This is a genomic window from Alkalihalophilus pseudofirmus OF4, assembly GCF_000005825.2.
Classification (GTDB): Bacteria; Bacillota; Bacilli; order Bacillales; family Bacillaceae_D; genus Alkalihalophilus; species Alkalihalophilus pseudofirmus.
Map to the genome: position 1 here is coordinate 3,834,510 of NC_013791.2, position 24,488 is coordinate 3,858,997.

At 41.3% G+C, this 24,488-nt stretch carries 24 protein-coding genes and 5 tRNA genes; 1 reads left to right on the forward strand and 28 read right to left on the reverse strand.

Going from position 1 to position 24,488, the window contains the following annotated elements:
* Positions 1 to 348: 348 nt before the first annotated feature.
* The 16 genes from BPOF4_RS19065 to BPOF4_RS19140 form a co-directional block, all read right to left on the reverse strand.
* Positions 349 to 424 (reverse strand) — tRNA-Thr (locus BPOF4_RS19065).
* Between the two features lie 5 nt (positions 425 to 429).
* Positions 430 to 505 (reverse strand) — tRNA-Phe (locus BPOF4_RS19070).
* A 49-nt stretch (positions 506 to 554) separates the two neighbouring features.
* Positions 555 to 631 (reverse strand) — tRNA-Asp (locus tag BPOF4_RS19075).
* A gap of 16 nt (positions 632 to 647) precedes the next feature.
* A tRNA-Glu gene (locus BPOF4_RS19080) sits at positions 648 to 722 on the reverse strand.
* A gap of 21 nt (positions 723 to 743) precedes the next feature.
* Positions 744 to 819 (reverse strand) — tRNA-Lys (locus tag BPOF4_RS19085).
* A 281-nt stretch (positions 820 to 1,100) separates the two neighbouring features.
* Positions 1,101 to 2,387, reverse strand: a complete 1,287-nt coding sequence (locus tag BPOF4_RS19090; protein ID WP_012960896.1) for an adenylosuccinate synthase — start codon at positions 2,385 to 2,387, stop codon at positions 1,101 to 1,103.
* Between the two features lie 521 nt (positions 2,388 to 2,908).
* Positions 2,909 to 4,273 (reverse strand): replicative DNA helicase, encoded by a 1,365-nt coding sequence (dnaB, locus tag BPOF4_RS19095; RefSeq protein WP_012960897.1) that lies wholly within the window; start codon positions 4,271 to 4,273, stop codon positions 2,909 to 2,911.
* 145 nt (positions 4,274 to 4,418) lie between these two features.
* On the reverse strand, positions 4,419 to 4,865 hold the full coding sequence (rplI, locus tag BPOF4_RS19100; protein ID WP_012960898.1) for a 50S ribosomal protein L9: 447 nt from the start codon (positions 4,863 to 4,865) through the stop codon (positions 4,419 to 4,421).
* 1 nt (position 4,866) lies between these two features.
* Positions 4,867 to 6,831, reverse strand: coding sequence for a DHH family phosphoesterase (locus BPOF4_RS19105; protein ID WP_012960899.1), 1,965 nt, complete (start codon positions 6,829 to 6,831; stop codon positions 4,867 to 4,869).
* A gap of 11 nt (positions 6,832 to 6,842) precedes the next feature.
* Entirely contained in the window at positions 6,843 to 7,781 is a 939-nt protein-coding gene (locus tag BPOF4_RS19110; RefSeq protein WP_012960900.1) for a YybS family protein, read from the reverse strand.
* Positions 7,782 to 8,064: 283 nt separating this feature from the next.
* Complete coding sequence (rpsR, locus tag BPOF4_RS19115) at positions 8,065 to 8,298, reverse strand: 30S ribosomal protein S18 (protein ID WP_012960901.1); 234 nt, start codon at positions 8,296 to 8,298, stop codon at positions 8,065 to 8,067.
* A gap of 72 nt (positions 8,299 to 8,370) precedes the next feature.
* The gene (gene ssb, locus BPOF4_RS19120; RefSeq protein ID WP_012960902.1) at positions 8,371 to 8,862 is read right to left on the reverse strand and encodes a single-stranded DNA-binding protein; all 492 of its coding nucleotides are present in this window, start codon (positions 8,860 to 8,862) and stop codon (positions 8,371 to 8,373) included.
* A 26-nt stretch (positions 8,863 to 8,888) separates the two neighbouring features.
* Positions 8,889 to 9,176, reverse strand: coding sequence for a 30S ribosomal protein S6 (rpsF, locus tag BPOF4_RS19125; protein WP_012960903.1), 288 nt, complete (start codon positions 9,174 to 9,176; stop codon positions 8,889 to 8,891).
* A 691-nt stretch (positions 9,177 to 9,867) separates the two neighbouring features.
* Positions 9,868 to 10,968: a redox-regulated ATPase YchF gene (gene ychF / locus BPOF4_RS19130; protein WP_012960904.1), complete on the reverse strand. Its 1,101-nt coding sequence runs from the start codon at positions 10,966 to 10,968 to the stop codon at positions 9,868 to 9,870.
* A 153-nt stretch (positions 10,969 to 11,121) separates the two neighbouring features.
* Positions 11,122 to 11,322 (reverse strand): DUF951 domain-containing protein, encoded by a 201-nt coding sequence (locus BPOF4_RS19135; RefSeq protein WP_012960905.1) that lies wholly within the window; start codon positions 11,320 to 11,322, stop codon positions 11,122 to 11,124.
* A gap of 94 nt (positions 11,323 to 11,416) precedes the next feature.
* Positions 11,417 to 12,439 carry a YkvI family membrane protein gene (locus BPOF4_RS19140; RefSeq protein WP_012960906.1) on the reverse strand — a complete coding sequence of 341 codons (1,023 nt, stop codon included), beginning with the start codon at positions 12,437 to 12,439 and terminating at the stop codon, positions 11,417 to 11,419.
* Positions 12,440 to 12,591: 152 nt separating this feature from the next.
* Between BPOF4_RS19140 and yyaC the strand changes: the two genes are divergently transcribed.
* The gene (yyaC, locus tag BPOF4_RS19145) at positions 12,592 to 13,239 is read left to right on the forward strand and encodes a spore protease YyaC (protein ID WP_012960907.1); all 648 of its coding nucleotides are present in this window, start codon (positions 12,592 to 12,594) and stop codon (positions 13,237 to 13,239) included.
* 50 nt (positions 13,240 to 13,289) lie between these two features.
* On the opposite strand, the gene BPOF4_RS19150 is transcribed toward yyaC, so the two are convergent.
* The 12 genes from BPOF4_RS19150 to rpmH all read right to left on the reverse strand — a co-directional run bounded on the left by BPOF4_RS19150 (position 13,290) and on the right by rpmH (position 24,488).
* Positions 13,290 to 13,991, reverse strand: coding sequence for a DUF554 domain-containing protein (locus BPOF4_RS19150; RefSeq protein WP_012960908.1), 702 nt, complete (start codon positions 13,989 to 13,991; stop codon positions 13,290 to 13,292).
* A 24-nt stretch (positions 13,992 to 14,015) separates the two neighbouring features.
* The gene (locus BPOF4_RS19155) at positions 14,016 to 15,164 is read right to left on the reverse strand and encodes an aminotransferase class V-fold PLP-dependent enzyme (protein ID WP_012960909.1); all 1,149 of its coding nucleotides are present in this window, start codon (positions 15,162 to 15,164) and stop codon (positions 14,016 to 14,018) included.
* A 100-nt stretch (positions 15,165 to 15,264) separates the two neighbouring features.
* Positions 15,265 to 16,116: a ParB/RepB/Spo0J family partition protein gene (locus BPOF4_RS19160; RefSeq protein ID WP_012960910.1), complete on the reverse strand. Its 852-nt coding sequence runs from the start codon at positions 16,114 to 16,116 to the stop codon at positions 15,265 to 15,267.
* Entirely contained in the window at positions 16,109 to 16,870 is a 762-nt protein-coding gene (locus tag BPOF4_RS19165) for a ParA family protein (protein ID WP_012960911.1), read from the reverse strand. The genes BPOF4_RS19160 and BPOF4_RS19165 overlap by 8 nt, the downstream gene beginning before the upstream one ends.
* A 300-nt stretch (positions 16,871 to 17,170) precedes the next feature.
* Complete coding sequence (gene noc / locus BPOF4_RS19170; RefSeq protein ID WP_012960912.1) at positions 17,171 to 18,010, reverse strand: nucleoid occlusion protein; 840 nt, start codon at positions 18,008 to 18,010, stop codon at positions 17,171 to 17,173.
* A gap of 178 nt (positions 18,011 to 18,188) precedes the next feature.
* Positions 18,189 to 18,902 carry a 16S rRNA (guanine(527)-N(7))-methyltransferase RsmG gene (gene rsmG / locus BPOF4_RS19175; protein ID WP_012960913.1) on the reverse strand — a complete coding sequence of 238 codons (714 nt, stop codon included), beginning with the start codon at positions 18,900 to 18,902 and terminating at the stop codon, positions 18,189 to 18,191.
* A gap of 18 nt (positions 18,903 to 18,920) precedes the next feature.
* Complete coding sequence (mnmG, locus tag BPOF4_RS19180; RefSeq protein ID WP_012960914.1) at positions 18,921 to 20,807, reverse strand: tRNA uridine-5-carboxymethylaminomethyl(34) synthesis enzyme MnmG; 1,887 nt, start codon at positions 20,805 to 20,807, stop codon at positions 18,921 to 18,923.
* Positions 20,808 to 20,826: 19 nt separating this feature from the next.
* Positions 20,827 to 22,197: a tRNA uridine-5-carboxymethylaminomethyl(34) synthesis GTPase MnmE gene (mnmE, locus tag BPOF4_RS19185; protein ID WP_012960915.1), complete on the reverse strand. Its 1,371-nt coding sequence runs from the start codon at positions 22,195 to 22,197 to the stop codon at positions 20,827 to 20,829.
* Between the two features lie 187 nt (positions 22,198 to 22,384).
* Positions 22,385 to 23,014: an RNA-binding cell elongation regulator Jag/EloR gene (gene jag / locus BPOF4_RS19190; RefSeq protein ID WP_012960916.1), complete on the reverse strand. Its 630-nt coding sequence runs from the start codon at positions 23,012 to 23,014 to the stop codon at positions 22,385 to 22,387.
* Positions 23,011 to 23,778 carry a YidC family membrane integrase SpoIIIJ gene (spoIIIJ, locus tag BPOF4_RS19195; protein WP_012960917.1) on the reverse strand — a complete coding sequence of 256 codons (768 nt, stop codon included), beginning with the start codon at positions 23,776 to 23,778 and terminating at the stop codon, positions 23,011 to 23,013. Before spoIIIJ ends, jag begins: the two co-directional genes overlap by 4 nt.
* Positions 23,779 to 23,879: 101 nt before the next feature.
* Positions 23,880 to 24,242, reverse strand: a complete 363-nt coding sequence (gene rnpA, locus BPOF4_RS19200) for a ribonuclease P protein component (RefSeq protein WP_012960918.1) — start codon at positions 24,240 to 24,242, stop codon at positions 23,880 to 23,882.
* A gap of 108 nt (positions 24,243 to 24,350) precedes the next feature.
* Positions 24,351 to 24,488 (reverse strand): 50S ribosomal protein L34, encoded by a 138-nt coding sequence (gene rpmH / locus BPOF4_RS19205; protein WP_012960919.1) that lies wholly within the window; start codon positions 24,486 to 24,488, stop codon positions 24,351 to 24,353.

The window sequence follows — 24,488 nt, forward strand, 5'->3', positions numbered from 1 at the left end:
TAGGAAAAAAGAAAAGCACGAGCACCTAGGAGCCTATGCTGGACCATAGAAAAGCATGGGCGGCTGTTCAGGTGCGACTGGGCTGGAGAGCGAGCAACATGAAATCGCTCTTTGATTTCATTTGATCGATCGAAGCACACGAGCACTTAGGAGCCTATGCTAGACAATAGAAAAGCATGGGCGACTGGGCTGGAGTCATCCAATTATGCTTCACGTCCGCCTGATTAACGAATGAAACTATGCATTTTTCTATATAACAAATTTCTATATAACAAAAAACGTCCCTGCACAAATACAGAGACGAAATAAAAAAAGCGTGCCTAAGCACATCTGTCGTTTTAATAAAAGTGGTGCCGGCCAGAGGACTTGAACCCCCAACCTACTGATTACAAGTCAGTTGCTCTACCAATTGAGCTAGACCGGCAAAAATGGTGGCTTGGGACGGAATCGAACCGCCGACACATGGATTTTCAGTCCATTGCTCTACCGACTGAGCTACCAAGCCAATCTTTTAATTCTTGTCCATCTTACCACAATGAATATTGAAAGTAAAATGGCGGTCCGGACGGGACTCGAACCCGCGACCTCCTGCGTGACAGGCAGGCATTCTAACCAACTGAACTACCGGACCAGTATGAATATGTAAATGGTGACCCGTACGGGATTCGAACCCGTGTTACCGCCGTGAAAGGGCGGTGTCTTAACCGCTTGACCAACGGGCCATTTTCATAAAAGGTTGAAAATGGTGAGCCATGAAGGACTCGAACCTTCGACCCTCTGATTAAAAGTCAGATGCTCTACCAACTGAGCTAATGGCTCTTAGTGATAATGACGCTCACTTTAATCAGTAAAGCTTGTCATCGTTCGCTGTAACTCTCAGCGACAAGAATAATAATATCATGCATTCCTAAACTGTGCAAGGCTTTTTAAAAACTTTTTTAAAAAACTTTTCATACCGTTAGCGGGCCTTCAGCACTCATTAAGAATAGCGAACTTTGGCGAATAGCGCAAGATCTTTTTCTAGCTTTTTATACGATGTCTAACAACTGATCAAATTTATAAAAAAGCCGCCTAGACCGTGTCTAGGCGGTTTCGATCAATTATGCAAACACACCACGTACAAGGTTTGTTTGATTTCTATCAGGTCCAACCGAGAAGACTGTTAAAGGAATACCTGTAAGCTGTGATACGCGCTCAATATAATGGCGAGCATTTACTGGCAGCTCATCTAAAGATTTTACTCCAGTGATATCCTCAGTCCATCCTGGAAGCTCTTCATAAACTGGTTCGCACTCAGCAAGAACTTTCAAGCTAGCTGGGAATTCTTCAATAACTTCACCACGATACTTATAAGCCGTACAAATCTTCAATGTCTCAATTCCAGTTAATACATCAATAGAATTTAAAGAAAGATCTGTAATTCCACTGACACGGCGAGCGTGACGCACAACCACACTATCAAACCAGCCAACACGACGAGGGCGGCCTGTTGTTGTACCATACTCATTACCAACTTCACGAATGTTATCACCGATCTCATCATGAAGCTCAGTTGGGAATGGACCATCACCTACACGTGTCGTATACGCTTTAGAAACCCCTACTACATGATGAATTTTAGAAGGTCCAACACCTGATCCGATTGTTACTCCCCCAGCAATTGGGTTAGAAGAAGTAACGAAAGGATATGTTCCTTGATCAAGATCAAGCATTACCCCTTGAGCGCCTTCAAATAAAACGCGACGTCCATCATCAAGAGCATCATTTAACACTACAGATGTGTCACACACGTAGTGAGCTACTTGCTGTCCGTACTCATAATATTCATCAAGGATTTCTTCTTTAGTAAATCCTTCTACTTCATAATATTTCTCAAACATACGGTTTTTCTCTTCTAGATTACGCTCAAGCTTCTCTTCAAATACTTCACGATCTAGAAGATCAGCCATACGGATGCCAATACGCGCTGCTTTATCCATGTAAGCTGGGCCGATACCTTTTTTCGTTGTTCCGATTTTATTTGCACCTTTACGCTCTTCTTCTACAATATCAAGCTTTAAGTGATATGGAAGAATGACATGAGCACGATTAGAGATGCGTAAGTTGCTTGTATCAACATTACGATCATGAAGATACTTTAGCTCTTCTACTAATGCTTTAGGGTCAATAACCATACCGTTTCCAATTACACACGCTTTATCTTTATAAAAAATCCCAGACGGAATTAAGTGAAGCTTGTACTTCTCTCCGCCGAAAACAATTGTATGTCCTGCATTGTTTCCACCTTGGTAACGAGCGACTACTTCCGCTTTTTCAGAAAGATAATCTGTAATTTTTCCTTTTCCTTCATCGCCCCATTGTGTACCTACAACCACTACTGATGACATATGTTGCACCTCCGTCTCGGACGTTCTAACCGAGAAATTTCAAAATCCATTGACAAGTATATCAACATACAGGTCAATCGTCAATAAAACCCGAACATTTAATACAATGTACACAAATTCGTTCGTGTGGGAAATACATTTATGATTAGATTGTTTCTAAAAGATGCAAACTATACGCAAAAAGAGGCCCGGACAGAAGTGTTTTTAAACTACGTACAGTAAAGATGGATAGTGCGTTGACAACATTGCACAAAAAAGACGACTTTCCATCACTAAATGAAAAAAGTCGTCTGGTCATTTCATAAAATGCATCAAACAAGGTAATAGCGGATTCTCCGCTTCTAAAATATGCTTCGCTTTCCGCGGTGAGCTGCTGAGCTTCCTCGGGCTCACGTGTGCCTGCAGCGGAAATCGACAACTACTGCAGGTGGTACTTATTCAGTAGAAGCGGGGTCGACTGTTATGTTTTCATATCCCATTCAGTTAAACACTTTGATGTCGAAGCCTATTTTTAATTGTATCTAGGCTCCGGGCGGCATGCTTCTTTCGTCATGCCTTCGTTCTAGGTTAACGAACTTATTATATTCCTTCACAAAAGCTAGCTCAACGGTGCCGACAGGGCCGTTACGCTGTTTGGCTATAATGATTTCGATAATATTCTGATTCTCTGATTCTTTATCATAGTAATCATCACGATATAAGAACGCAACGATATCAGCATCCTGCTCAATACTTCCAGATTCACGAATATCAGACATCATTGGTCGTTTATCTTGTCTCGACTCTACGCCACGAGAAAGCTGTGACAGGGCGATTACAGGGACCTCTAGTTCACGAGCAATCGCTTTTAAGGTACGAGAGATTTCTGAAACTTCCTGTTGACGGTTCTCGCCGCTTCGACCGTTTCCTTGGATCAGCTGTAAATAGTCAATCATGATCATACCAAGTCCCTGCTCCTGCTTTAGACGCCTGCACTTAGCACGAATGTCATTAACCTTCACGCCTGGAGTATCATCTATATATATACCAGCTTTAGCAAGGCTGCCCATTGCCATCGTGAGCTTCTGCCAGTCTTCTGCTGTTAGAGCACCTGTACGCATTCTCTGAGCATCAATATTTCCTTCCGCACAAAGCATACGCTGAACAAGCTGGCTCGCTCCCATCTCTAGACTAAAGATAGCGACATTCTCGTCTGTTTTAGTGGCTACATTTTGAGCGATATTTAAAGCAAAAGCGGTCTTACCAACAGAAGGACGAGCGGCCACAATAATTAAATCATTCCGCTGAAACCCTGCTGTCATATTATCAAGCTCCACAAACCCAGTCGGGATCCCTGTAATGTCTCCTTTTTGGTTTTGAAGCAATTCAATTTGATCATACGTTTCAACGAGAACGTCTTTAATGGAAATAAAAGCACTTGTATTTTTGCGCTGGGCAACATCTAAGATCGTTTTTTCCGCATCATCGAGTATCGCATCAACTTCATCCTCGCTCGTATACCCGTCTGCTGCAATATTCGTCGCTACCTTAATTAGACGACGCAGCACTGATTTTTCTTCAACAATTTTACTGTAATATTCCACATTAGCTGCCGTCGGTACGGCGTTTGCTAAGTCACTTAAATAAGCTACTCCGCCAATATCATCAAGCCATTTACGGTCTTGCAGCTCTGAAGTTACGGTTACTAGGTCAACCGGTTCGCCTTTTTCTGCCAACTCAAGCATCACCTGATACACGCGCTGGTGCGCGGCCCGGTAAAAGTCTTCAGGCAGTAAGCGTTCAGATGCGGTGACGAGTGCTACATCAGCTAAAAAGATCGCACCGAGTACCGCTTGTTCGGCTTCTATATTTTGCGGCGGGGTACGATCAGCAAATAAATCACTCATTGCACTACTTCCTTTCTATAAAAAATAAATATAAAAATAAGAACGAACATACAAAAATGAAAACGGTCTGACCTTGCTAGGGATTGCAAGATATTCTTGGCACCTAGAGAGATCAGACCGTCTAAAGAAAAGCGTATTTCTTTATTTATTCGCTTTCTACTACGTGAACTTTCACTGTTGCTATCACTTCTGGGTGAATTTTAATAGGAACATTCGTATACCCTAGTGAGCGAATAGGGTCGTTAAGCATTATTTTACGCTTATCTACCTTCATTTTCATACCGGAAAGTGTTTCCGCTATCTGTTTTGTTGATACGGCACCGAATAAACGGCCGCCTTCTCCTGATTTGGCTTTAATTTCTACCGTTAAGGCTTCAAGCTCTTCTTTGTATTTTTTCGCAGCCTCAAGCTCTTCTGCGGCTTTCTTCTGCTCGCTGTTTTTTTGGGCTTTAAGATTAGCGACATTTCCTTTTGTTGCTTCAACCGCTAAGTTATTAGGAAGCAGGTAATTACGCGCATATCCTTCAGATACATTCTTTAACTCACCTTTTTTTCCTTTACCTTTAACATCTTCTAAGAAAATAACTTTCATCTTATTGTCCCCCTTCTAAACTTTCATCTATGGCCTTCTCTAGTTTCTCTCTCGCCTCTTGGAGAGTAACACCTTGTAATTGTGTAGCAGCATTGGAAAGGTGTCCTCCGCCTTCTAAACGTTCCATAATGACTTGGACGTTCACATCACCCAGCGAACGGGCGCTTATGCTTACCATATCATCTTTTCTCTTTGAAATCACAAAGGATGCAGCTACGTCTTTCATTGTAAGCAGGGTATCAGCTGCTTGAGCAATGACAATCTGGCTTAAGCTCTCACTTTCATCAGCTACAGCAATCGCCATTCCCTCGCGATATACCTCTGCATTCTCAATCAGCTTAGCACGCTTTACATATTGGTCCATGTCTTCTTTAAGCAGCTTTTGAACCAATGTTGTATCCGCCCCGTTTGAGCGGAGGAATGAGGCCGCATCGAAGGTTCTTGCTCCCGTGCGCACAGCAAAACTCTTTGTATCTACAATAATTCCGGCAAGGAGCGATGTTGCTTCAAGCCTGTCCATCTTAAGCTGCTTCGGCTGATATTCCAGCAGTTCTGTAACCAATTCTGCTGTCGATGAAGCATAAGGTTCCATATACACAAGAACAGGATCCTCAATAAACTCTTCACCGCGTCTATGGTGATCAAGGACAATGATCCGGTCCACTTTAGGAAGCAGCTTAGGTTCCATCACAAGCGACGGTTTATGCGTATCTACAACGACAAGAAGTGTGTCATCTGTTACATAATCTAGAACCTCATCTGGTGTAACAAATTGCGACCAAAGATCCTCATGACTTTCAACTTCTTCCATTAACTTTTGAACATCGTGGTTAATATCACTCGGGTCAAGGACGACAAAGCCTTCCTTCCCATTTACTTCAGCAATTTTCAAAACACCAATCGCAGCACCAATTGAATCCATATCCGGATTTTTGTGGCCCATTATGATGACACGGTCACTTTCAAGGACAAAATCACGCAGCGCGTGTGAAATGACTCTTGCTCTAACACGTGTCCGTTTTTCCATTGCATTTGACTTTCCACCATAAAAGCGGACTTTTCCGTTCTTTTGCTTGATGGCTACCTGGTCTCCGCCGCGTCCTAAAGCCAAGTCTAAACTTGACTGAGCAAGCTTTCCTAGCTCACGCAATGAGGTCTCACCCGTACCCACCCCGATACTAAGAGTAATAGGAACTTTTTCTTTGCCTGTCAGCGTTCTAATTTCATCGAGCAGATCAAAGCGAACTTCTTCAATCTGCATGAGTGATTTATAGTTCATAATTGCAACAAATCGGTCAGAAGCTGTTCGTCTGAGCAAGATATCATTATCATTTGCCCATTTATTTAAAGCAGAAGTGACCTGGCTCATGAGCCGGCTCCTCACTTGATCTTCCATTCCTTGCGTCACTTCATCATAATTATCTAAATAAATAAGAGCGACAACCGTTTTCGTGTCCTCATATAATTCTATTGTCTCTTCCTTTTCTGTTACATCTTGAAAATAAATTAACCTCTCTGTCGGTTCAAACGTAACATGATAAGACCTTGACCCTAAAGTGATCACATCACCTTCAACATTGTCTTCAATCATCGGAACCAGCTCATCATGTAAATCGTCCAAGCTTTTATCAATTAAATCATCAGCAATATGTTGGCTTATAAAGGGATTAACCCACTGGATGATCTTATCATCATTATAAAGGAGAATTCCTACAGGCATCTTCATGACTGCCTCTTCCCCCGCCTTATTTACACGGTAGGAAAGCGTTTGGATATACGCTTCTAAATCACGTTCAAACGCAAAACGCGCTTGTGACGTGTAGATGGCTAGCACACCTAATATAAATAAACCTATGACGCCAACCTGCCAGTGATAGATCATCAGCACACTGCTGAAAATCACCGCTACGGCAAATAGGGCAATTACGTGGTAGCCATGCCACCGCTTCATTAAGAACTTCGGCATAGTGTCAGCTCCTATTTTTTCTCGCTTTTAATACGTTTACGTAGATCAAAGCCTAAATCAATAATCCCTAGAATACGAATAAGCTGTGTCAAAGGGTTTATAATCAATGTAACAATAACAATAATAATTGGAAGTGCTTTGTTAACTTTTTTATGGTAACAATAATAAAATATAAACGCAAAACCTTGGACCATCATCACAATCTCAAGCAGCGGCAGGAGGTTCCATACAATAATGTACATCGTTGAACCTTCTTCTTGTCCTACTAACAATAAAATCATGACAATTAAGTAATACCATAAGAATGACTTAGGGAACTGCCAGTCTCGAAACGGAGGAAATTTCTCAACCTTTGTACCAAGCCTGCGTAAAATAAGTGTGGCAAGCAGTACTGTTAAGACAGCTAAAGCAATCCCGCTCATAATAATCATAATCGGAACTAAATGGACAATCATATCTGCCATTTCATACATAGGTGCTAGTGAATCAGCAGGATCTTGTCCAATTGTGATCAATGTAGATTCCGCAAGACGAATCTGCTCGCGCAAGAGATCTGACATAAAGCTGATTGGATTCTCATCCATAACTAATGACAGCCCCACATAGACAAGCAGCATATTTAACATATATATTAAACTCCCGCCAATTAACACATTAAAAGGTGCTAACTTCCGGCGGTATAACTCACCTATCACAAGTCCCGCGCTTCCAAAAAATAATGCCCCAGGTACTCCAATAACACCTGCGATCATAAAAGAAAGCAAAATCGCTACAGCAACAAGCATGAATCCTGGCTTCAACCCTCTTCTTACTACAAATAAGATAAAAGGAAGCGGCAGGGCCCACATCGTAAGATAAGCAGCGAATGGAACATACAGCGTAATGGCTAATAAACTGACAAAAAGAGCTCCGAGTATTGCTCCTTCTGTTAGTGTTCTCGTTTGTTTCACACATTCACCTCATTTATCTTTCCAACCAACCATCAACCTGCTTACAAGCAAGGATTTTTGACAGTTTCTCATATCCTTGTCTATTTTAGCGTAATTGCGAGGAAAATTAAAGCTCTCAGCCAAACACTATCCTCTAATCTCTTATTCATCATCTTAATCGATCAGAAGAAAATTATGCATAGACTAAGTGATAAAAGCAAAGAAACAGCAGCACAGACATAGAGTATGCGCCTAAAACAAAAAGCATGGTAGAAGCTCTACCATGCTTTTATAAATTATGCTATTAGTTAACATCATTTACATACGGCAATAAAGCGATTTGACGAGCACGCTTGATTGCTGTTGTAAGTTGACGTTGATACTTAGCAGACGTTCCAGTTACACGGCGAGGAAGAATTTTTCCACGCTCAGAGATGAAACGCTTTAGAAGATCTGTATCTTTGTAATCGATTTTCGTAATTTTGTTTACAGTGAAGAAACAAACCTTACGACGCTTTGGACGACCACGACGAGCCATTGGACAGCACTCCTTTCAATAGAAATGTTTTATAATTCATGCTTCTTTTTCGTTAAATAAGCAGAAGAGGCATTAGAATGGTAAATCGTCATCCGAGATGTCAATTGGTTTGCCATCATTAGCAAAAGGATCATCGTTAAATCCGCCAGATTGACGATCTGGTTGTTGATTCTGCCTGCTATAATCGTTTCCACCAGTTGGTGCTCCGCCTCCTGCATACGCATTTCCTTGTCCTTGACTTGCTCCTCTTGGTTCTAGGAATTGCACACTTTCCGCTACAACTTCTGTAATAAAGACACGACGGCCTTCATTGTTGTCATAGCTTCTAGTTTGGATTCGGCCGTCTACACCAGCCAGGCTGCCTTTTTTAAGGTAATTAGCCACATTCTCAGCAGGTTTACGCCAAACAACACAATTGATGAAGTCTGCTTCGCGCTCTCCTTGCTGATTTGAAAATGTACGGTTTACCGCGAGCGTAAAGTTCGCTACTGCTACTCCACTCGGCGTATAACGCAGCTCTGGATCTTTCGTTAAACGTCCAACTAGTATGACACGGTTTAGCATCCGTACCCCTCCCACTTTTTCATTAATTATTCTTCGTCTTTAGTGATTAGGACACGAATAACGTTGTCGTTAATCTTGATAAGACGGTTAAATTCTGCAATCGCTTCTGAGTTAGCTTGTACACTTAAAAGCACGTAGAAACCTTCACGATAATCGTTGATTTCGTATGCTAAACGACGCTTACCCATCTCTTCAACCTTTTCAACTTCAGCACCATTTGATGTAAGAACACCATTAAAGCGTTCGATAATCTCTTTGTTTGCTGACTCTTCTAGGTTTGGAGCGATGATGTACATAATTTCGTACTTACGCATTCCGGTCACCTCCTTTTGGTCTAACGGCTCCATTTAAGGAGCAAGGAGCAAAACTCATCTAATGAGTCATTTCACTCGCATTAGTAGATTATATCAGAATGAAAGATAGGGTGCAAGCATCATCTCAATAGAAAAAAGACTAGGAACTATGTTTTGATAAATGAGAAAATGAACTAGTAAGTACGAATGCGGGTGCTTATACACCGCTCCTGAACTATACTTCGCTTTCCGTGGGGAGCTAGTGAGCTTCCTTGTGCTATCGCACTCCGGGATCTTACTTTTGCTCTAGTCCCCACTGGAGTCTCCGTATAGTTCATCCGCTAAGTTTAGCGCCTGGTTCGTTTCTCAGCATGTTAGATATAACCATTCTATTTAAAGATATTTATTGTTGAAATTAGAAAGACGAGTTAGTCATTTTTGAAATAACAAGTCGTCTTTCTTTGTGCAAGTGTATTCTATTTTCTTCACACTCTGTTGATTGGAGCGGAAGGCAATCGACTCCTGCGGGATGTGCGTGGCCAGGGGAGACCCCACAAGAGCGTAGCGATGAGGAGGCTCCCGGACCGCCCGCGGAAAGCGATTGCCTGCAGCGGAAATCAACAACTACTTTAAGAGGTGGATGTTGGTTTCTCACTTAAAGATCGTTTCTTCCTGCCCAAACCTTTTCATATGTTTTATCTAGTAAATAGAATTAAACATTAAAGCGGAAGTGTACTACGTCTCCGTCTTGTACTACATACTCTTTTCCTTCTAGACGAACTTTTCCGCGCTCTTTGGCTACTGCCATTGAACCGGCATCAACTAAGTCATCATAAGATACAACCTCTGCACGGATAAATCCACGTTCAAAGTCTGTGTGGATGATTCCTGCTGCTTGAGGTGCTTTTGTTCCTTTGCGGTATGTCCATGCACGTACTTCTTGGACACCTGCAGTGAAATAAGTTTCAAGGCCAAGCAAGTTATACGCTGCACGAATTAACTGATCTAGACCTGACTCTTCAATGCCTAGCTCTTCAAGGAACATTTGCTTTTCATCGCCCTCAAGCTCAGCAATTTCCGACTCAATTTTCGCACAAACTACGATCACTTCACTGTTTTCACCAGCTGCAAATTCCTTTACTTGCTTCACGTAATCATTGTCTTCAGGAGAAAGAAGATCTTCTTCACTAACGTTAGCAACATATAGTACCGGCTTACTTGTCAGAAGGTGCAGCTGCTTAACGATCTTCTCTTGTTCTTCTGTAAATTCAATGCTTCTAGCTGGCTTTTCTTCTTCAAATGCATCACGAAGAAGCTCTAATACTTCAAGCTCAGCAACTGCTTCTTTATCCCTTGTTTTAGCTAACTTTGCCACACGGCCGATTCGCTTTTCAACTGATTCAAAATCAGCTAAGATCAGCTCTAAGTTAATCACTTGAATATCATTAAGCGGATTTACGCTGCCTGATACGTGAGTAATATTGTCATCAGCAAAGCAACGAACAACATGAGAAATAGCGTCAACTTGGCGAATATGAGATAAGAACTTGTTTCCTAGTCCTTCGCCTTTACTAGCTCCTTCTACGATCCCTGCAATATCTGTGAATTCAAATGCAGTAGGTACTGTCTTTTTAGGATCCACAAGGTCTGTTAACGTTTGTAATCTATGATCAGGCACTTCTACAATCCCTACATTCGGGTCAATTGTACAGAATGGGTAGTTTGCAGATTCTGCGCCTGCTTGTGTAATTGCATTAAAAAGTGTTGATTTCCCTACGTTTGGTAATCCAACAATCCCAGTTGTTAATGCCATAACGGCTCACTTCCTTTATTTATCAAATTCACATAGTTATCAAATGTACACCCTATGTGATCATACTCTCTTAATATCCCTACCAATTATAGATACAGACCCACAAAAAAACAAGGTAATGATCATGAATCACTACCTTGTTCTGAGAATTATTTATGAATTTGGCGCCTTCTCTAAAATCCGTTTCAATTTTTTTGTAAACTCTTTTCTTGGAAGCATGACACTATGCTGACACCCTAAGCATTTAATTCTAACATCCATTCCCATGCGTATGATCTTCCAGCGATTCTCTCCGCACGGATGCTGCTTCTTCATTTCTACGACATCCCCGAGTGCAAATTCTTTATCTGTCATCCTAGGCCCTCCTATCCAAGCTATCCATTTTGTTGCTTAGTATTATACACCAAAACGACATTAGACGGGACAAGTAAACCAAACTAGGAAGCAACTATTTCACACTGGCTGAATGGTTTAAAATCGGATAAAGCAAGATGCTTCCAAACACATATAGATTCAACACGCCATATAGAGGATACAAAATTGCAATTAAGGTTGAAAAACCAAATGTTGTAAGAGGCGCCATTAACGAAATGAGGAATAAGGCAATCAGCCACGCCTTCCCCTTTATATATCCTCGTAAGCGAGAGATGAGACCGAAAACCCCTGCTGCTGCTGTCGTATAAATAGCCATCCACAATAAGCCTGACATCACAATGACCATAAAATAAGGATAGTGCTTTAAAATAGCAAATAAAGGAATCTCGTAAAGCATAATATCACCAGCTACTTGAAGCAGTGATTCGTTGTATAAAAAGGAAATCCCTCCAAGAATAAGGCCGCTCCCTAAACTCGCTATCCAAATTTCACCCTTATGGCGAATTTCTCCTCCTACGGCTGCAAGAACGGCTACAAGAGGTAGAACATTTAAAGATGTAAAGGTTAACGCCGCCGGCCAATTATGCTGCTCATCTAATCGAAAAGAGATCGGAAACCCTTTTAACGTCTGAAAAGCAACCAACACACCAAGTAAGCAGACGATTAAAACAGGAATAATGACTGCATTCATTGACGTCATTCCTTTTGTATCCCATACAAAAAGCAGTACGACACAGCCTCCGATAAAAACAATTCCTAACCAATATGGAAGATGAAGCACTTCAAGAGTAGCACCGCCCCCAGCAAGCATTATTACTGTTGTCGAGAAAAGGTAGAGAACGATCATAAAATCATATAGTTTAGTAAGCCTTTTCCCCATCAGTACATGTAAGATCGGTAAATAATGTTTAGACCGTTTTTGATAGCTGATCCCCATAATGATCGCTGTACAAATCGTAAATAAGAGTGCAAATAAAAAGATGGCTAGTCCGCTTTCGGCCCCAAAAAACTCCCATAACTCGCGACCAGAAGCATACCCAGCCCCAATCATCGTACCTATAATTAAAAACATCCATTTAAACCCGCCTGACCACATCCCGCACCCTCCTCTCCTTCATTGCGTGAAACCTATGAATGACCTCCATAAAGGTATCTTTCTAAATTTTCACAATCTATTTTCACAACTATACGTATAGAAAGGAAAAAATATCCGTATACTGCTACTACTATGGCAAAGGAGCCGATGTTATGAGTACAAACCATCGCCTTTTCGGAAAAAGTTTGACCCCTATTCGAGTACACATGGATGAAGATGATGCCAAATCAACACTCATACACAATCTCTTCACTCATACAAATGAGCTCACCCGCCGCGAACTTATTATTGTTTGTATCGGAACAGACCGCTCAACTGGAGATTCATTAGGTCCATTAATTGGTACTAAATTATCGGAGAAAAAGCTGCAGCGTTTTCATGTGTATGGAACACTTGAGAAGCCAGTTCATGCCGTTAACTTGGCTGACCGCATGAAGGAAATCGAACAATCGCATTACCGGCCTTACATTTTAGCCATTGATGCTTGCTTAGGGCGAGTGAACAGTATTGGAAAGATCTCACTTGCCAATGGCCCTGTTCAGCCAGGGGCTGCCGTTAACAAACAATTGCCGGCTGTTGGTGATATCCATATCACCGGAATCGTCAATATCGGCGGAATGATGGAGTATTTTGTGTTGCAGAACACTAGATTGTTTACCGTTATGAAAATGGCTGATACGATTTCTGATGTCATTTACTCTGTAGATCAACAGCTGCCGCACCGAACAAAGCCAACGTCTTTACTCGAAAACTTAAAGCCTAATATTTTTCTCAAAACAAAAAAAGAGACACCTTTTTAAACGGAGCTTCCGTCTAAAGGTGTCTCTTTTTGATCTCTTATTATCTCCTATTAAATTAAATAAATGCCCGTAACTAATACTGCAACCACAAGGATACTTGGCAGTAAATTAGCCACCCTTATCTGCAAAATTCCTAAAATATTCAACCCGATAGCAACAATCATCACTCCGCCTGTAGCTGTCATTTCTACAATAAACATATCCATCAGCTCACTAGGAACATAAGCATTAATTTGAGTTGCTAAAATTGCTATCCCGCCTTGATACAGCACGACAGGTATGGCTGAGAAAATAACTCCTATACCTAAGGTGGAAGTGAAGATAATGGCTGAAAATCCATCAAGCATCGCTTTTGTATAAAGAACCGAATGATCTCCGCGAAGTCCGCTGTCAAGTGCACCGAGTACAGCCATTGCCCCTACTACATAAATAAGAGTTGTCGTGACAAATGCCTTTGCTACCGACCCCTCTTCTTTTGAGCCGAGCTTCCTTTCGATAAAAGCACCCACCTGATTTAAACGCTTTTCTAAATCTAATTTCTCACCAATTAATCCGCCAATGACTAAACTTCCGATAACGACTAAAAACTGTTCGCTCTTAAGTCCCATGTCGATCCCTAACACGACAACTGCCAAAGCGATTGCTTGCATGACAGTCGTTTTCACTCGCTCTGGTATCCCTCTCACTAACAATCCAATACAAGCTGCCACTATGATGGCAAGTCCATTTACAAGCGTCCCAGTCAACACCATCTCTACACTCTCTCCTACTCTTCTCTAAAATGCTTGCTCTATCTCTATTAATGCCTCTACTAATTGTTTGACTTCGTCTTCTGTATTATAAGGGCCAAAACTTACACGAACGAGCCCTGTATCAACGGTTTCAAGTGCATGATGAGTCATTGGTGCACAATGAAGGCCTGCTCGTACGGCCATTCCGTAATGCTCATCTAAAATAAATGCCAGCTCATGACTTTCCACCTCTTTTAACCGGAAGGAACAAACGGCTAATCGTTGATGTAAATGAGCAGGACCGAAAACTTCTGCTGTTTCTAGCTTCCTAAGCCCTTCTAAGAACAAGGCTAAAAGATTTTGCTCGTGTTGATAGACCTCATCAATTCCTCGCTTTTTAACATCTTTTAAAGCGGCGAGTAATCCTGCAATCCCCGGTGTATTCAATGTCCCTGCCTCATAACGATCCGGCCACTCAGAAGGCTGAGTACTGCTCTCTGAGTAACTCCCAGTGCCTCCGTGCATAAGGGGCTCAAGCTGATAATCATGCTTAGAAATTAGGACCCCTGTCCCTTGGGGTCCTAATAAACTTTTATGGCCTGCAAATGCCAACAGGTCAATTCCGTCTCTCTCCATATCAATGGACAAGGTTCCTGCTGTTTGTGAGGCATCGACAATAAGGATGGCACCAACCTCTTCGGCAATCTGCTTCACCTCTTTTAAAGGAACAATAGCGCCCGTCACATTAGAAGCATGTGAAACAATAATTGCTTTCGTACGCTCTCCTGCAGCCTCTCTCATCTCATCGATTGAAATGATGCCATCTTCATCCGGTTGGATATACGTAACCGAAATGCCTCTTAGCTTAGCAGCCTGATGCAGGGGCCTTAAGACAGAATTATGTTCAAAGGCTGTTGTCACAATATGATCCCCTTCTTCAAAAGGAAACCCGCTTATCGCCTGATTCAATGCCATCGTTGCGTTCTGATAAAACCAAACATGCTTGCCATTAGGTGCATTAAAAAAGGCAGCTAATTCGTTTCTTGCTTCCTGAATCACTCGGCCTGCTCTTTCAGCGAGCTGGTGTCCGCCCCTTCCAGGATTAGCCGCATATTCATTCACCGCTTCTATCATCGCTTCCCCTACAGCTTTTGGCTTAGGATAAGACGATGCGGCGTGATCAAAATAAATCATAAAGACTCTCCTTTTTGCTTAATCCTGATATCTGCTAGAAAAAGAAGCCATCATAATTGATGACTTCTCCATTTATTCATGTTCTTAGTCATTTTAACACTTAAGATTTCTCAGATTTCAGCAAAGCTAAAATTCTTTCTAAATCATCTTCTGAAAAATAATCGATCTCAATTTTACCTTTATTTTTACCCGGCTTAATAGACACCGATGTACCAAAACGAGAACGCAGCGTATCCTGATATTCTTTTAGCTGCGGAGTAAGCTGAATTTTCTTACGAGACGTTTCACGTGAAACACGGTCATTCATCTTGTTAACTAACTCTTCAACCTCGCGAACACTTAAACTCTCATTGATGATCGTTTCAACTAATACTGCGAGTTTTTGTTTGTCTTTCACACCAAGTAGAGCTCTTCCATGCCCCATTGATAACGTACCCTCTGAGATAAACTCCTGCACCGGCTTAGGCAGCTGCAGCAAACGGATATGGTTCGCTATATGCGGGCGGCTCATACCAAGACGAGATGCCAGCTGCTCTTGTGTGTATCCAAGATGCTCCATCAGCTTTTCATAGGCCATCGCTTCCTCAATCGGATTCAGGTCTTCACGTTGAAGATTTTCGATTAAAGCAAGCTCCATCATTTTTTGTTCATCTAATTCACGTACAACAACAGGAACCGCTTTAAGACCGGCTTTTTGAGCCGCTCTGAATCTTCTTTCTCCTACCACAATTTCATAGCCTTTAATGCTTTTCCTTGCAATAATTGGCTGTAATATTCCATGACTTTGAATAGATTCGGCCAGCTCGTCAATCGCTTTTTCTGAAAAAAGCTTTCGTGGTTGATATGGATTCGGTCTTATTTCATTGATAGCAATTTCTTGGACTGAATCTGGAGCTGATTCATTATGTTCTGGAAAAAAGGCTTTTAAGCCCTTGCCCAATCCTTTAGCCACTAGACACCACTTCCTTTGCTAGATCTACATATACTTGTGCACCCCGAGATTTGGCATCATAAATAATAATCGGTTGACCATGACTCGGCGCTTCTCCTAAACGCACATTACGAGGGATGATGGTATCAAATACTTTTTCACGAAAGTATTTTTTCACCTCTTCAATAACTTGAATACCGAGGTTCGTCCTAGCATCAAGCATTGTTAATAAAACCCCTTCAATAGCTAACTCTGTATTTAAATGCTTTTGTACAAGTCGTACAGTATTTAGAAGCTGACTTAATCCTTCGAGGGCATAGTACTCACATTGAACTGGGATCAATACACTGTCTGAAGCAGTCAAAGCATTAATCGTTAATAAACCTAGCGAGGGAGGACAATCAATAAAGATATAATCGTAATTCTTCGATACAGTCTGCAGCGCTCTTTTTAAACGAACTTCCCGTGAAATCGTCGGTACAAGCTCTATTTCAGCTCCAGAAAGTTGAATGGTAGACGGCAGGACATCAAGGTTTTCTACCGATGTTTTTTTGATAACGCTAACCGCCTCAACATCCTCGACCAAAATGTCATATACACATTCATCTACATCGCCTTTTTCAACACCTACTCCGCTTGTAGCATTTCCTTGAGGATCGATATCAACTAATAGAACTCTTTTTCCAATATAAGCTAAACAAGCACTCAAATTAACAGCCGTTGTTGTTTTTCCAACTCCGCCTTTTTGATTTGCTACAGCAATGACTTTGGCCATGCTGTCACCCACTTTCCGTTCACCTTACTGTTGTATGTGAAACAACTATTATCTTAATAAATCATGTATGTACACTATCATCATTAACGTACATGTTTGAATGAATGGTTTGTAATAATCGTTCAAAATTTGATAAGTTCCACTTCATTTTAACACAGTTCACATGAAAAAATTTAGAAAGTTGCGTGAGTTCAAAATTTCTTTTCTGACTTATACTGTTTCTCTAAAAGTGCCGTTTCATCTCTCGCTAGATATGTTTAATCAACTAATAATAAAAATAATCTACCGATTGTCGATAGATTATTTTTTAGGTATACGAATCGTAAATTGATAGAATTCTTCATTCTCTTCTTCATCGGCATCCACCTGCAAACCACTCTTTAAAACCATATCAACTGATTGTCGAATGGTATTCATAGCGATTCGCATATCTTTTGGATATGATTTCCGCGTTGCTTTTTTCTTAGGTTCAGGCTGCCCTTCAAGAAGCACTCGAACTCTTTCTTCCGTTTGTTTCACATTTAAATGCTTCTCGACAATTTCTTCAAGAAGCTGGACTTGTAATTCTTCATTTTTCAAAGCAAGCAAGGCTCTTGCATGTCGTTCTGATATATGACGTTCTAAAATAGCATGCTGGACTATTTCAGGCAGGTGAAGCAGACGTAATTTATTCGCGACAGTCGATTGACCTTTGCCTAATCTTTGCGCCAAGCTTTCCTGTGTTAGTCCATGAAGTTCAATTAATTTTGCATACGCAATAGCTTCTTCAATCGAAGTTAATCCTTCGCGCTGCAAGTTCTCGATCAAGGCAATTGATGCTGTTTGAGAATCGTTAAATTCCTTTACTAAAGCAGGGATCTTCTCCCAACCAAGCTTTGTCACAGCACGCCATCGTCTTTCCCCTGCAATTAACTCATACTTCCCATCGCGTTCACGTACAACAATTGGCTGAATGACACCATGGGTACGGATGGTCTGAGCGAGTTCTTCAATCCGTTCCTCATCAAATACTGTCCGCGGCTGAAAACGATTAGGAACAATATCTGCAATTGCAATTTGCTGTACTTCTTCATTCCCGCTCACTTCAACCTCTTCATGCTTATCACTAAAGCCAAATAGGCGTGAAAACGGTTGCTTCATCGCCTGACACCACCTTCTGATAATAACCGTCTTGCTATATTCGATAAAGACTGCCAATTTCCTTCTTTTTATTCCTAGTTCTTTTATATCCTGCTTTCTCCTATACCGTCAAGTAAAACCTTGTGTCACGCTTATAAAAGGAAGGTCATGTTTCACGTGAAACATGACCTATAGAGATCTACAACGGCTGCTTATTTGGAGTCCCCGGCTTTCTAGGATACTTTTTCTTTGTCGCTTTTTGCTTTTCAATAATCATAATATGACGTTCGCTCTCTTCAATTGGCAGCTTAAACGTATGATCATCCTTCACTTTAGCCCCTAGTTGGATAAGCGCATTTTTAGCATCTGTAAGCTCGCCTTCAGCTCCAGCACCTTTCATTGCAATAAACTCCCCGCCAACTTTTACGAGCGGCAAGCATAGCTCAGCTAACACAGACATTCTAGCTACTGCACGAGCGGTTACAATATCATATTGTTCACGATGTGCTGGATTTTGTCCGAAGGTTTCAGCACGATCGTGATAAAAGGCTACTCCATCTAACTCGAGTTCACTTGCTAAATGCTCTAAAAACCCGATACGTTTTTTAAGAGAATCAACAATGCTCACATGTATTTCCGGGTATAAAATTTTAAGAGGGATGCTTGGAAAACCAGCCCCAGCGCCAACATCAATGATCTTTTGTCCTGCTTCAAATGAATAGAAAAAACTTGCTGAAATTGAATCATAAAAATGCTTAATATATACATCTTCCTCGCTTGTTAAGGCAGTTAGATTCATTTTTTCATTCCACTCAACAAGAATGTTAAAATAACGCTCAAATTGTTGAAGCTGCTTTTCACTCAAGTCAATTCCGCGTTCTTTTACTAATGATACAAATACATCTTTACTCATTTAATAGCCTCCAAGCCTTTACTTTACCTTTGCTAATCTCCCTTGTTCTAAATAAACAAGCAAAATTGAAATATCCGCTGGATTTACACCGGATACACGCGATGCTTGTCCGACTGATAATGGGCGTACTTCACTCAATTTTTGTTTCGCTTCCGTGGCAAGCCCATTAATCGCATGGTAATCAAGATCTTCAGGAATCTTCTTGCTTTCCATTTTCTTAGAACGATCGACTTGTTGGAGCTGCTTTTCAATATACCCTTCATATTTCACTTGGATTTCTACTTGTTCGCCTACGTCATCACTAATTTCAGATTCAGGTGCCTCGATTAATTTAGACACATGTGCATACGTTAATTCAGGACGTTTTAAGAGCATAGCAGCACTCACAGCTTCTTTTAAAGGAGTGGCTCCTGCTTCTTGAAGTACAGCAGCTACTTCATCAGACGGCTTAATAATAATCTTTTCAAGACGCTTTTTCTCAGCTGCAATTTCTGCTTTCTTCAGTTCAAAACGGTTAAAGCGATCCTCACTGATCAGACCCATTTCATAGCCTTTTTCCGTTAAGCGCAAGTCTGCATTGTCGTGACGAAGAAGTAAACGATACTCAGCACGAGAGGTTAAAAGGCGGTATGGTTCATTTGTTCCTTTGGTCACCAAGTCATCAATCAGCACACCGATATAAGCTTCGGAGCGGTCTAAAATAAGGCATTCTTCTCCTTTAGCTTTACGTGCTGCATTAATACCAGCCATAATTCCTTGGCCCGCTGCTTCTTCATAACCTGATGTACCATTGATCTGCCCTGCAGTGAATAAACCAGGCACTTTCTTTGTTTCAAGAGTTGGCCATAATTGAGTAGGCACAATCGAATCATACTCAATCGCATAACCTGGTCTCATCATACGAACTTGTTCGAGTCCAGGAATAGATTTTAAGATCTTAAGTTGAACATCTTCAGGCAAGCTTGTTGATAACCCCTGAACGTATACCTCAGTCGTATTACGGCCTTCTGGCTCTAAGAAGATTTGATGACGCGGCTTATCATTAAAACGAACGATCTTATCTTCAATAGAAGGACAATAACGTGGACCTGTTCCTTCAATCATCCCTGAATACATAGGAGAACGTGATAGGTTGTTGTTAATAATTTGATGCGTCTCTTCACCTGTATAAGTTAACCAGCAAGGCAGCTGATCTGTAATATATTTCGTCGTTTCATATGAGAATGCACGAGGTGTATCATCCCCTGGCTGAATTTCTGTTTTATCATAATCAATGGTATTCCCGTTTACACGCGGAGGTGTCCCTGTTTTAAAGCGAACCATATCAAAGCCTAGTTCTTGCAAGTGATAGGACAGCTGCACAGATGGCTGCATGTTATTCGGTCCGCTTTCATATGCCAGTTCCCCTAGAATAATTTTTCCACGCAAGTATGTTCCAGTTGTAATAACAACAGATGTACTGCGGTACTCTGCTCCTGTATTGGTAATAACCCCTCTGCACTCACCATCTTCAATAATAAGACGTTCAACCATCCCTTGACGAAGCAAAAGGTTCTCTTGTTCTTCAATCGTCTTTTTCATTTCATGCTGATAAAGAAATTTATCTGCTTGAGCACGCAGCGCACGTACGGCAGGGCCTTTCCCTGTATTCAACATTCTCATTTGAATATGCGTTTTATCAATATTACGGCCCATCTCACCGCCTAATGCATCAATTTCACGCACAACGATCCCTTTTGCCGGACCTCCGACTGAAGGGTTGCACGGCATAAAGGCAACTGCATCTAAATTCAACGTTAACATTAACGTATTAGCACCCATCCGAGCCGATGCAAGTCCCGCTTCGACACCAGCATGTCCTGCACCAACGACGATAACATCGAAATCTCCACCGTTATAACTCATAATAAAACCTCCTTATTATTTATTTTCCTAAACAGAACTGTGAAAACAGCTGATCAATTAAACTTTCATGTACACTATCACCAATAATTTCTCCTAAAAGCTCCCGCGTTCTAGTAATATCAATCTGCACTAAGTCAATCGGCACACCCATGTCAATCGCTGACTTCGCATCTTGAATAGTGGATTTTGCCTGTTCTAATAATGCGATATGTCTAGAGTTTGATACATATGTTGCATCACCGCTCTCAAGATCTCCTTCAAAGAACAGTGAAGCAATTGCACTCTCAAGTTCATCGACTCCTTCATCTTTTATAAGAGAAGTAGTGACAACCGGACGGCCCTCTGCAAGCTCCCTTACACGATTCAAGTCAATTTTCTGTTCAACATCTGTCTTATTCACAATTACAATAACATTTAAATGTTTGACTGCTTCAAACAACGCCTCGTCTTCACTAGACAATTCCTCGCCGTAATTTAATACGAGCAAGATCAATTCCGCTTCTTTTAATACCTGTCTAGATCGTTCGACACCAATTCGTTCAACCATATCCTCTGTTTCACGAATTCCTGCCGTATCTACCAAACGCAGCGGGACTCCTCGTACATTGACGTACTCTTCAATCACATCTCGAGTTGTACCTGCAATATCTGTGACAATCGCCTTTTCTTCATGAACCAAGCTATTCAATAATGAAGATTTTCCTACGTTAGGACGGCCTACGATAACAGTAGACAGACCTTCCCTTAAAATCTTTCCTTGATTCGCCGTCCCAAGAAGCTTGTCAATTTCACGTTCGACGAAATTCGCTTTTTCTATTAATAAGTCATGTGTTACGACTTCTGCATCATATTCCGGGTAATCAATATTCACTTCTACTGAAGCAACCGTTTCAAGCAAGGCTTGGCGCAGGATAGCTATTTTCTTCGACAAACGTCCTTCAACTTGGCCGAGTGCGACATTCATTGCTTTATCCGTTTTTGCTCGGATTAAGTCCATCACTCCTTCTGCTTGAGAAAGGTCAATTCGTCCATTTAAAAAGGCTCTCTTTGTAAATTCACCGGGTTCAGCTAATCTTGCACCATGCTTTAATGCGAGCTTCAGCACTTTATTTACAGATACCAGTCCGCCATGACAATTAATTTCTACAACATCTTCCCTTGTAAATGTGCGAGGAGCACGCATAATTGAGACCATCGCTTCTTCAACTCTTGTCTCACCGTCCATAATATAGCCGTACACGATCGTATGAGAAGCAGCCTCAGAAAGCGGCTTTGCTCCTTTATAGATCTTATCAGCAATTGCCACGGCCTCATCACCGCTCAAGCGAACAATCCCGATCGCCCCCTCGCCAAGAGCCGTAGAAATCGCAGCTATTGTATCAAATTCCATCATCCTTCACCTCACAGTCTTTCCTTTTCTTTCTATTGTTAACATCTATGATATGGTTACATACAACATTAAAAAAGTAACTCCTAAATGTTTAGAATAGCACACGCCTACTTGAAAAGCTATGTCATAGGCTCTCGTTATTTTCAGAGAAAAAGGATGACTCAAAAAGAGCCATCCTGATTAATCCTTATTTCGCTCGGACAACAATATGACGATCCCGTCCTTGCCCTTTTGAATAGGTTTCAACACCTGAAACAGACTGCAGTGTTGAATGAATAATTTTTCGTTCCTTAGCACTCATTGGTTCAAGTGAAACAGGTTTATTTATTGCTTTTGCTTTTTCAGCCACGCGATGAGCAAGCTGCATTAGAGCTTCTCTGCGCCGCTCTCTGTAATTTTCAGCATCAACTTCAACAGCTACAAATCCTGCCTCTTTATGGCGGTTAGCAACAAGATTGGTGAGGTAATCAAGCGCCTCAAGCGTTTGCCCCCTCTTCCCAATTAAACGGCCTGCTTCATTCGAACTTTTTATATCAAAGCGAACTTGTTTATCGCCTTGATCAATGTCCTCTTGAACAATCGTTGCAGAAACACCCATTAATGTAACGGTCGATTCGAGAAATGAATAAGCTTCCATGATCGGATCAGGCTTGATGTGAGCTTCAATTGTTGCGGGTCTTGATCCAAATCCAAGAAAACCTTTTTTCGGTTCAGAGACTACTTGATAAGAAAGACGTGCTTCCGTTGTTTCAAGTTCCAACAATGCTTTTTGAACAGCTTCTTCAATCGTATTACCTGATACAGTCACATGGGTCACTTTTTCTTCCCTCCTGCTGCAGCTTCTGCCGTTTTATCTTTGCCAACGTTTGGACCTGTAATGAAATACGTCTGAGTAATCATAACAAGGTTACCTACTACCCAGTATAGCGTAAGAGCTGCTGGGAAGAACATCGCAAAGACAAAAATCATAACTGGCATTACATAAAGAAGAATCTTCATCTGCGGATTGTCTGTGACCATCATCATCTTTTGTTGGATGAATGTTGTGATCCCTGCAACAATCGGCAAAACAAATGGATCTGGTGCACCAAGTTCGAACCATAAGAACGAATAGTTACCGATGACATCAGTACGCATAATCGCATGATAAAACGCAAGTAAAATCGGCATTTGTACAAATAACGGCAAACACCCAGCTAACGGGTTTACACCGCGTTCTTGGAACATCGCCATCATTTCTTGCTGAAGTTTTTGCTGCGTTTTTTGATCCTTCGCACTATACTTCTCACGTAGTTTTTGCATTTCAGGCTGGATCGCCTGCATTGCTTTTGCACTCTTCGTCTGCTTAATCATAAGCGGAAGAATTAAAAGACGTAATAAAATGGTTACGACAATAATAGAAAGTCCGTAACTATTTAAGGCTTCTCCAAAATAAATAATGAGCCATGATAGAGGGTAAACAAAGTAAGAGTTCCAAAACCCTTCACTGTCTCTTGTAATCGGCTGATCAATGTCAAAACACCCAGTCATAACAAAGAGCAGACCAATTATCATTGTTATTAGGCCAAACTTCTTGAGCACGAGCTCTCCTCCTTGTCCATCTTCGTTCTATTTATATGAACGCACGAATCAATCAGAACTCTACCTTAGAATGATAAGTACTTACTAATAGAAAGTTCTAATCATTTTTGTGACGTATGATCAACTTTTTTTAAAAGACGAGCTTTTTTCATCACATGCTTAAGACTTGATTCCACTTGGTGAAAATCCATCTCACTAACTGGATGTCTTGCAATAATGACAAAATCATAGCCGCCTGGAAGCTCATCTTGGTATGTTTGGAACACCGTTCTTACATAACGCTTAATCCGATTACGCACAACAGCATTCCCTACCTTTTTGCTGACCGACAACCCAATTCGAAAACTAGCTTGTCCCTCTTTTTTTAAGGAATACAGAACAAATTGCCGATTGGCAACGGACTGCCCTTTTTTAAATACGGACGAGAAATCTTCATTTTTCTTGATCCGTTGCTCCTTTTTCATGTACGTACACCTCAAGCATCCAAGATATTATCTGAACTTAATCATTCAACATTCTACTCATAACTTCCTTCTTTTAAAAGTAGAAAAAGACCACTGACATTCAGTGGCCTATGCAGATAATACTTTTCTTCCTTTACGACGACGACGAGCTAATACATTACGGCCGTTTTTAGTACTCATACGCGTACGGAAACCGTGTACTTTTTTACGTTTACGATTATTCGGTTGGAAAGTTGGTTTTTTCAT

Bases quoted from the DNA above. Each gene is read 5' to 3' on its own strand.
- BPOF4_RS19090 (WP_012960896.1), bottom strand. From the start codon at position 2,387: ATGTCATCAGTAGTGGTTGTAGGTACACAATGGGGCGATGAAGGAAAA.
- dnaB (WP_012960897.1), bottom strand. From the start codon at position 4,273: ATGAGTGATTTATTTGCTGATCGTACCCCGCCGCAAAATATAGAAGCC.
- rplI (WP_012960898.1), bottom strand. From the start codon at position 4,865: ATGAAAGTTATTTTCTTAGAAGATGTTAAAGGTAAAGGAAAAAAAGGT.
- BPOF4_RS19105 (WP_012960899.1), bottom strand. From the start codon at position 6,831: ATGCCGAAGTTCTTAATGAAGCGGTGGCATGGCTACCACGTAATTGCC.
- rpsR (WP_012960901.1), bottom strand. From the start codon at position 8,298: ATGGCTCGTCGTGGTCGTCCAAAGCGTCGTAAGGTTTGTTTCTTCACT.
- ssb (WP_012960902.1), bottom strand. From the start codon at position 8,862: ATGCTAAACCGTGTCATACTAGTTGGACGTTTAACGAAAGATCCAGAG.
- rpsF (WP_012960903.1), bottom strand. From the start codon at position 9,176: ATGCGTAAGTACGAAATTATGTACATCATCGCTCCAAACCTAGAAGAG.
- ychF (WP_012960904.1), bottom strand. From the start codon at position 10,968: ATGGCATTAACAACTGGGATTGTTGGATTACCAAACGTAGGGAAATCA.
- BPOF4_RS19135 (WP_012960905.1), bottom strand. From the start codon at position 11,322: ATGACAGATAAAGAATTTGCACTCGGGGATGTCGTAGAAATGAAGAAG.
- BPOF4_RS19140 (WP_012960906.1), bottom strand. From the start codon at position 12,439: ATGTGGTCAGGCGGGTTTAAATGGATGTTTTTAATTATAGGTACGATG.
- yyaC (WP_012960907.1), top strand. From the start codon at position 12,592: ATGAGTACAAACCATCGCCTTTTCGGAAAAAGTTTGACCCCTATTCGA.
- BPOF4_RS19150 (WP_012960908.1), bottom strand. From the start codon at position 13,991: ATGGTGTTGACTGGGACGCTTGTAAATGGACTTGCCATCATAGTGGCA.
- BPOF4_RS19155 (WP_012960909.1), bottom strand. From the start codon at position 15,164: ATGATTTATTTTGATCACGCCGCATCGTCTTATCCTAAGCCAAAAGCT.
- BPOF4_RS19165 (WP_012960911.1), bottom strand. From the start codon at position 16,870: ATGGCCAAAGTCATTGCTGTAGCAAATCAAAAAGGCGGAGTTGGAAAA.
- noc (WP_012960912.1), bottom strand. From the start codon at position 18,010: ATGAAGCAACCGTTTTCACGCCTATTTGGCTTTAGTGATAAGCATGAA.
- rsmG (WP_012960913.1), bottom strand. From the start codon at position 18,902: ATGAGTAAAGATGTATTTGTATCATTAGTAAAAGAACGCGGAATTGAC.
- mnmG (WP_012960914.1), bottom strand. From the start codon at position 20,807: ATGAGTTATAACGGTGGAGATTTCGATGTTATCGTCGTTGGTGCAGGA.
- mnmE (WP_012960915.1), bottom strand. From the start codon at position 22,197: ATGGAATTTGATACAATAGCTGCGATTTCTACGGCTCTTGGCGAGGGG.
- rnpA (WP_012960918.1), bottom strand. From the start codon at position 24,242: ATGAAAAAGGAGCAACGGATCAAGAAAAATGAAGATTTCTCGTCCGTA.
- rpmH (WP_012960919.1), bottom strand. From the start codon at position 24,488: ATGAAAAAACCAACTTTCCAACCGAATAATCGTAAACGTAAAAAAGTA.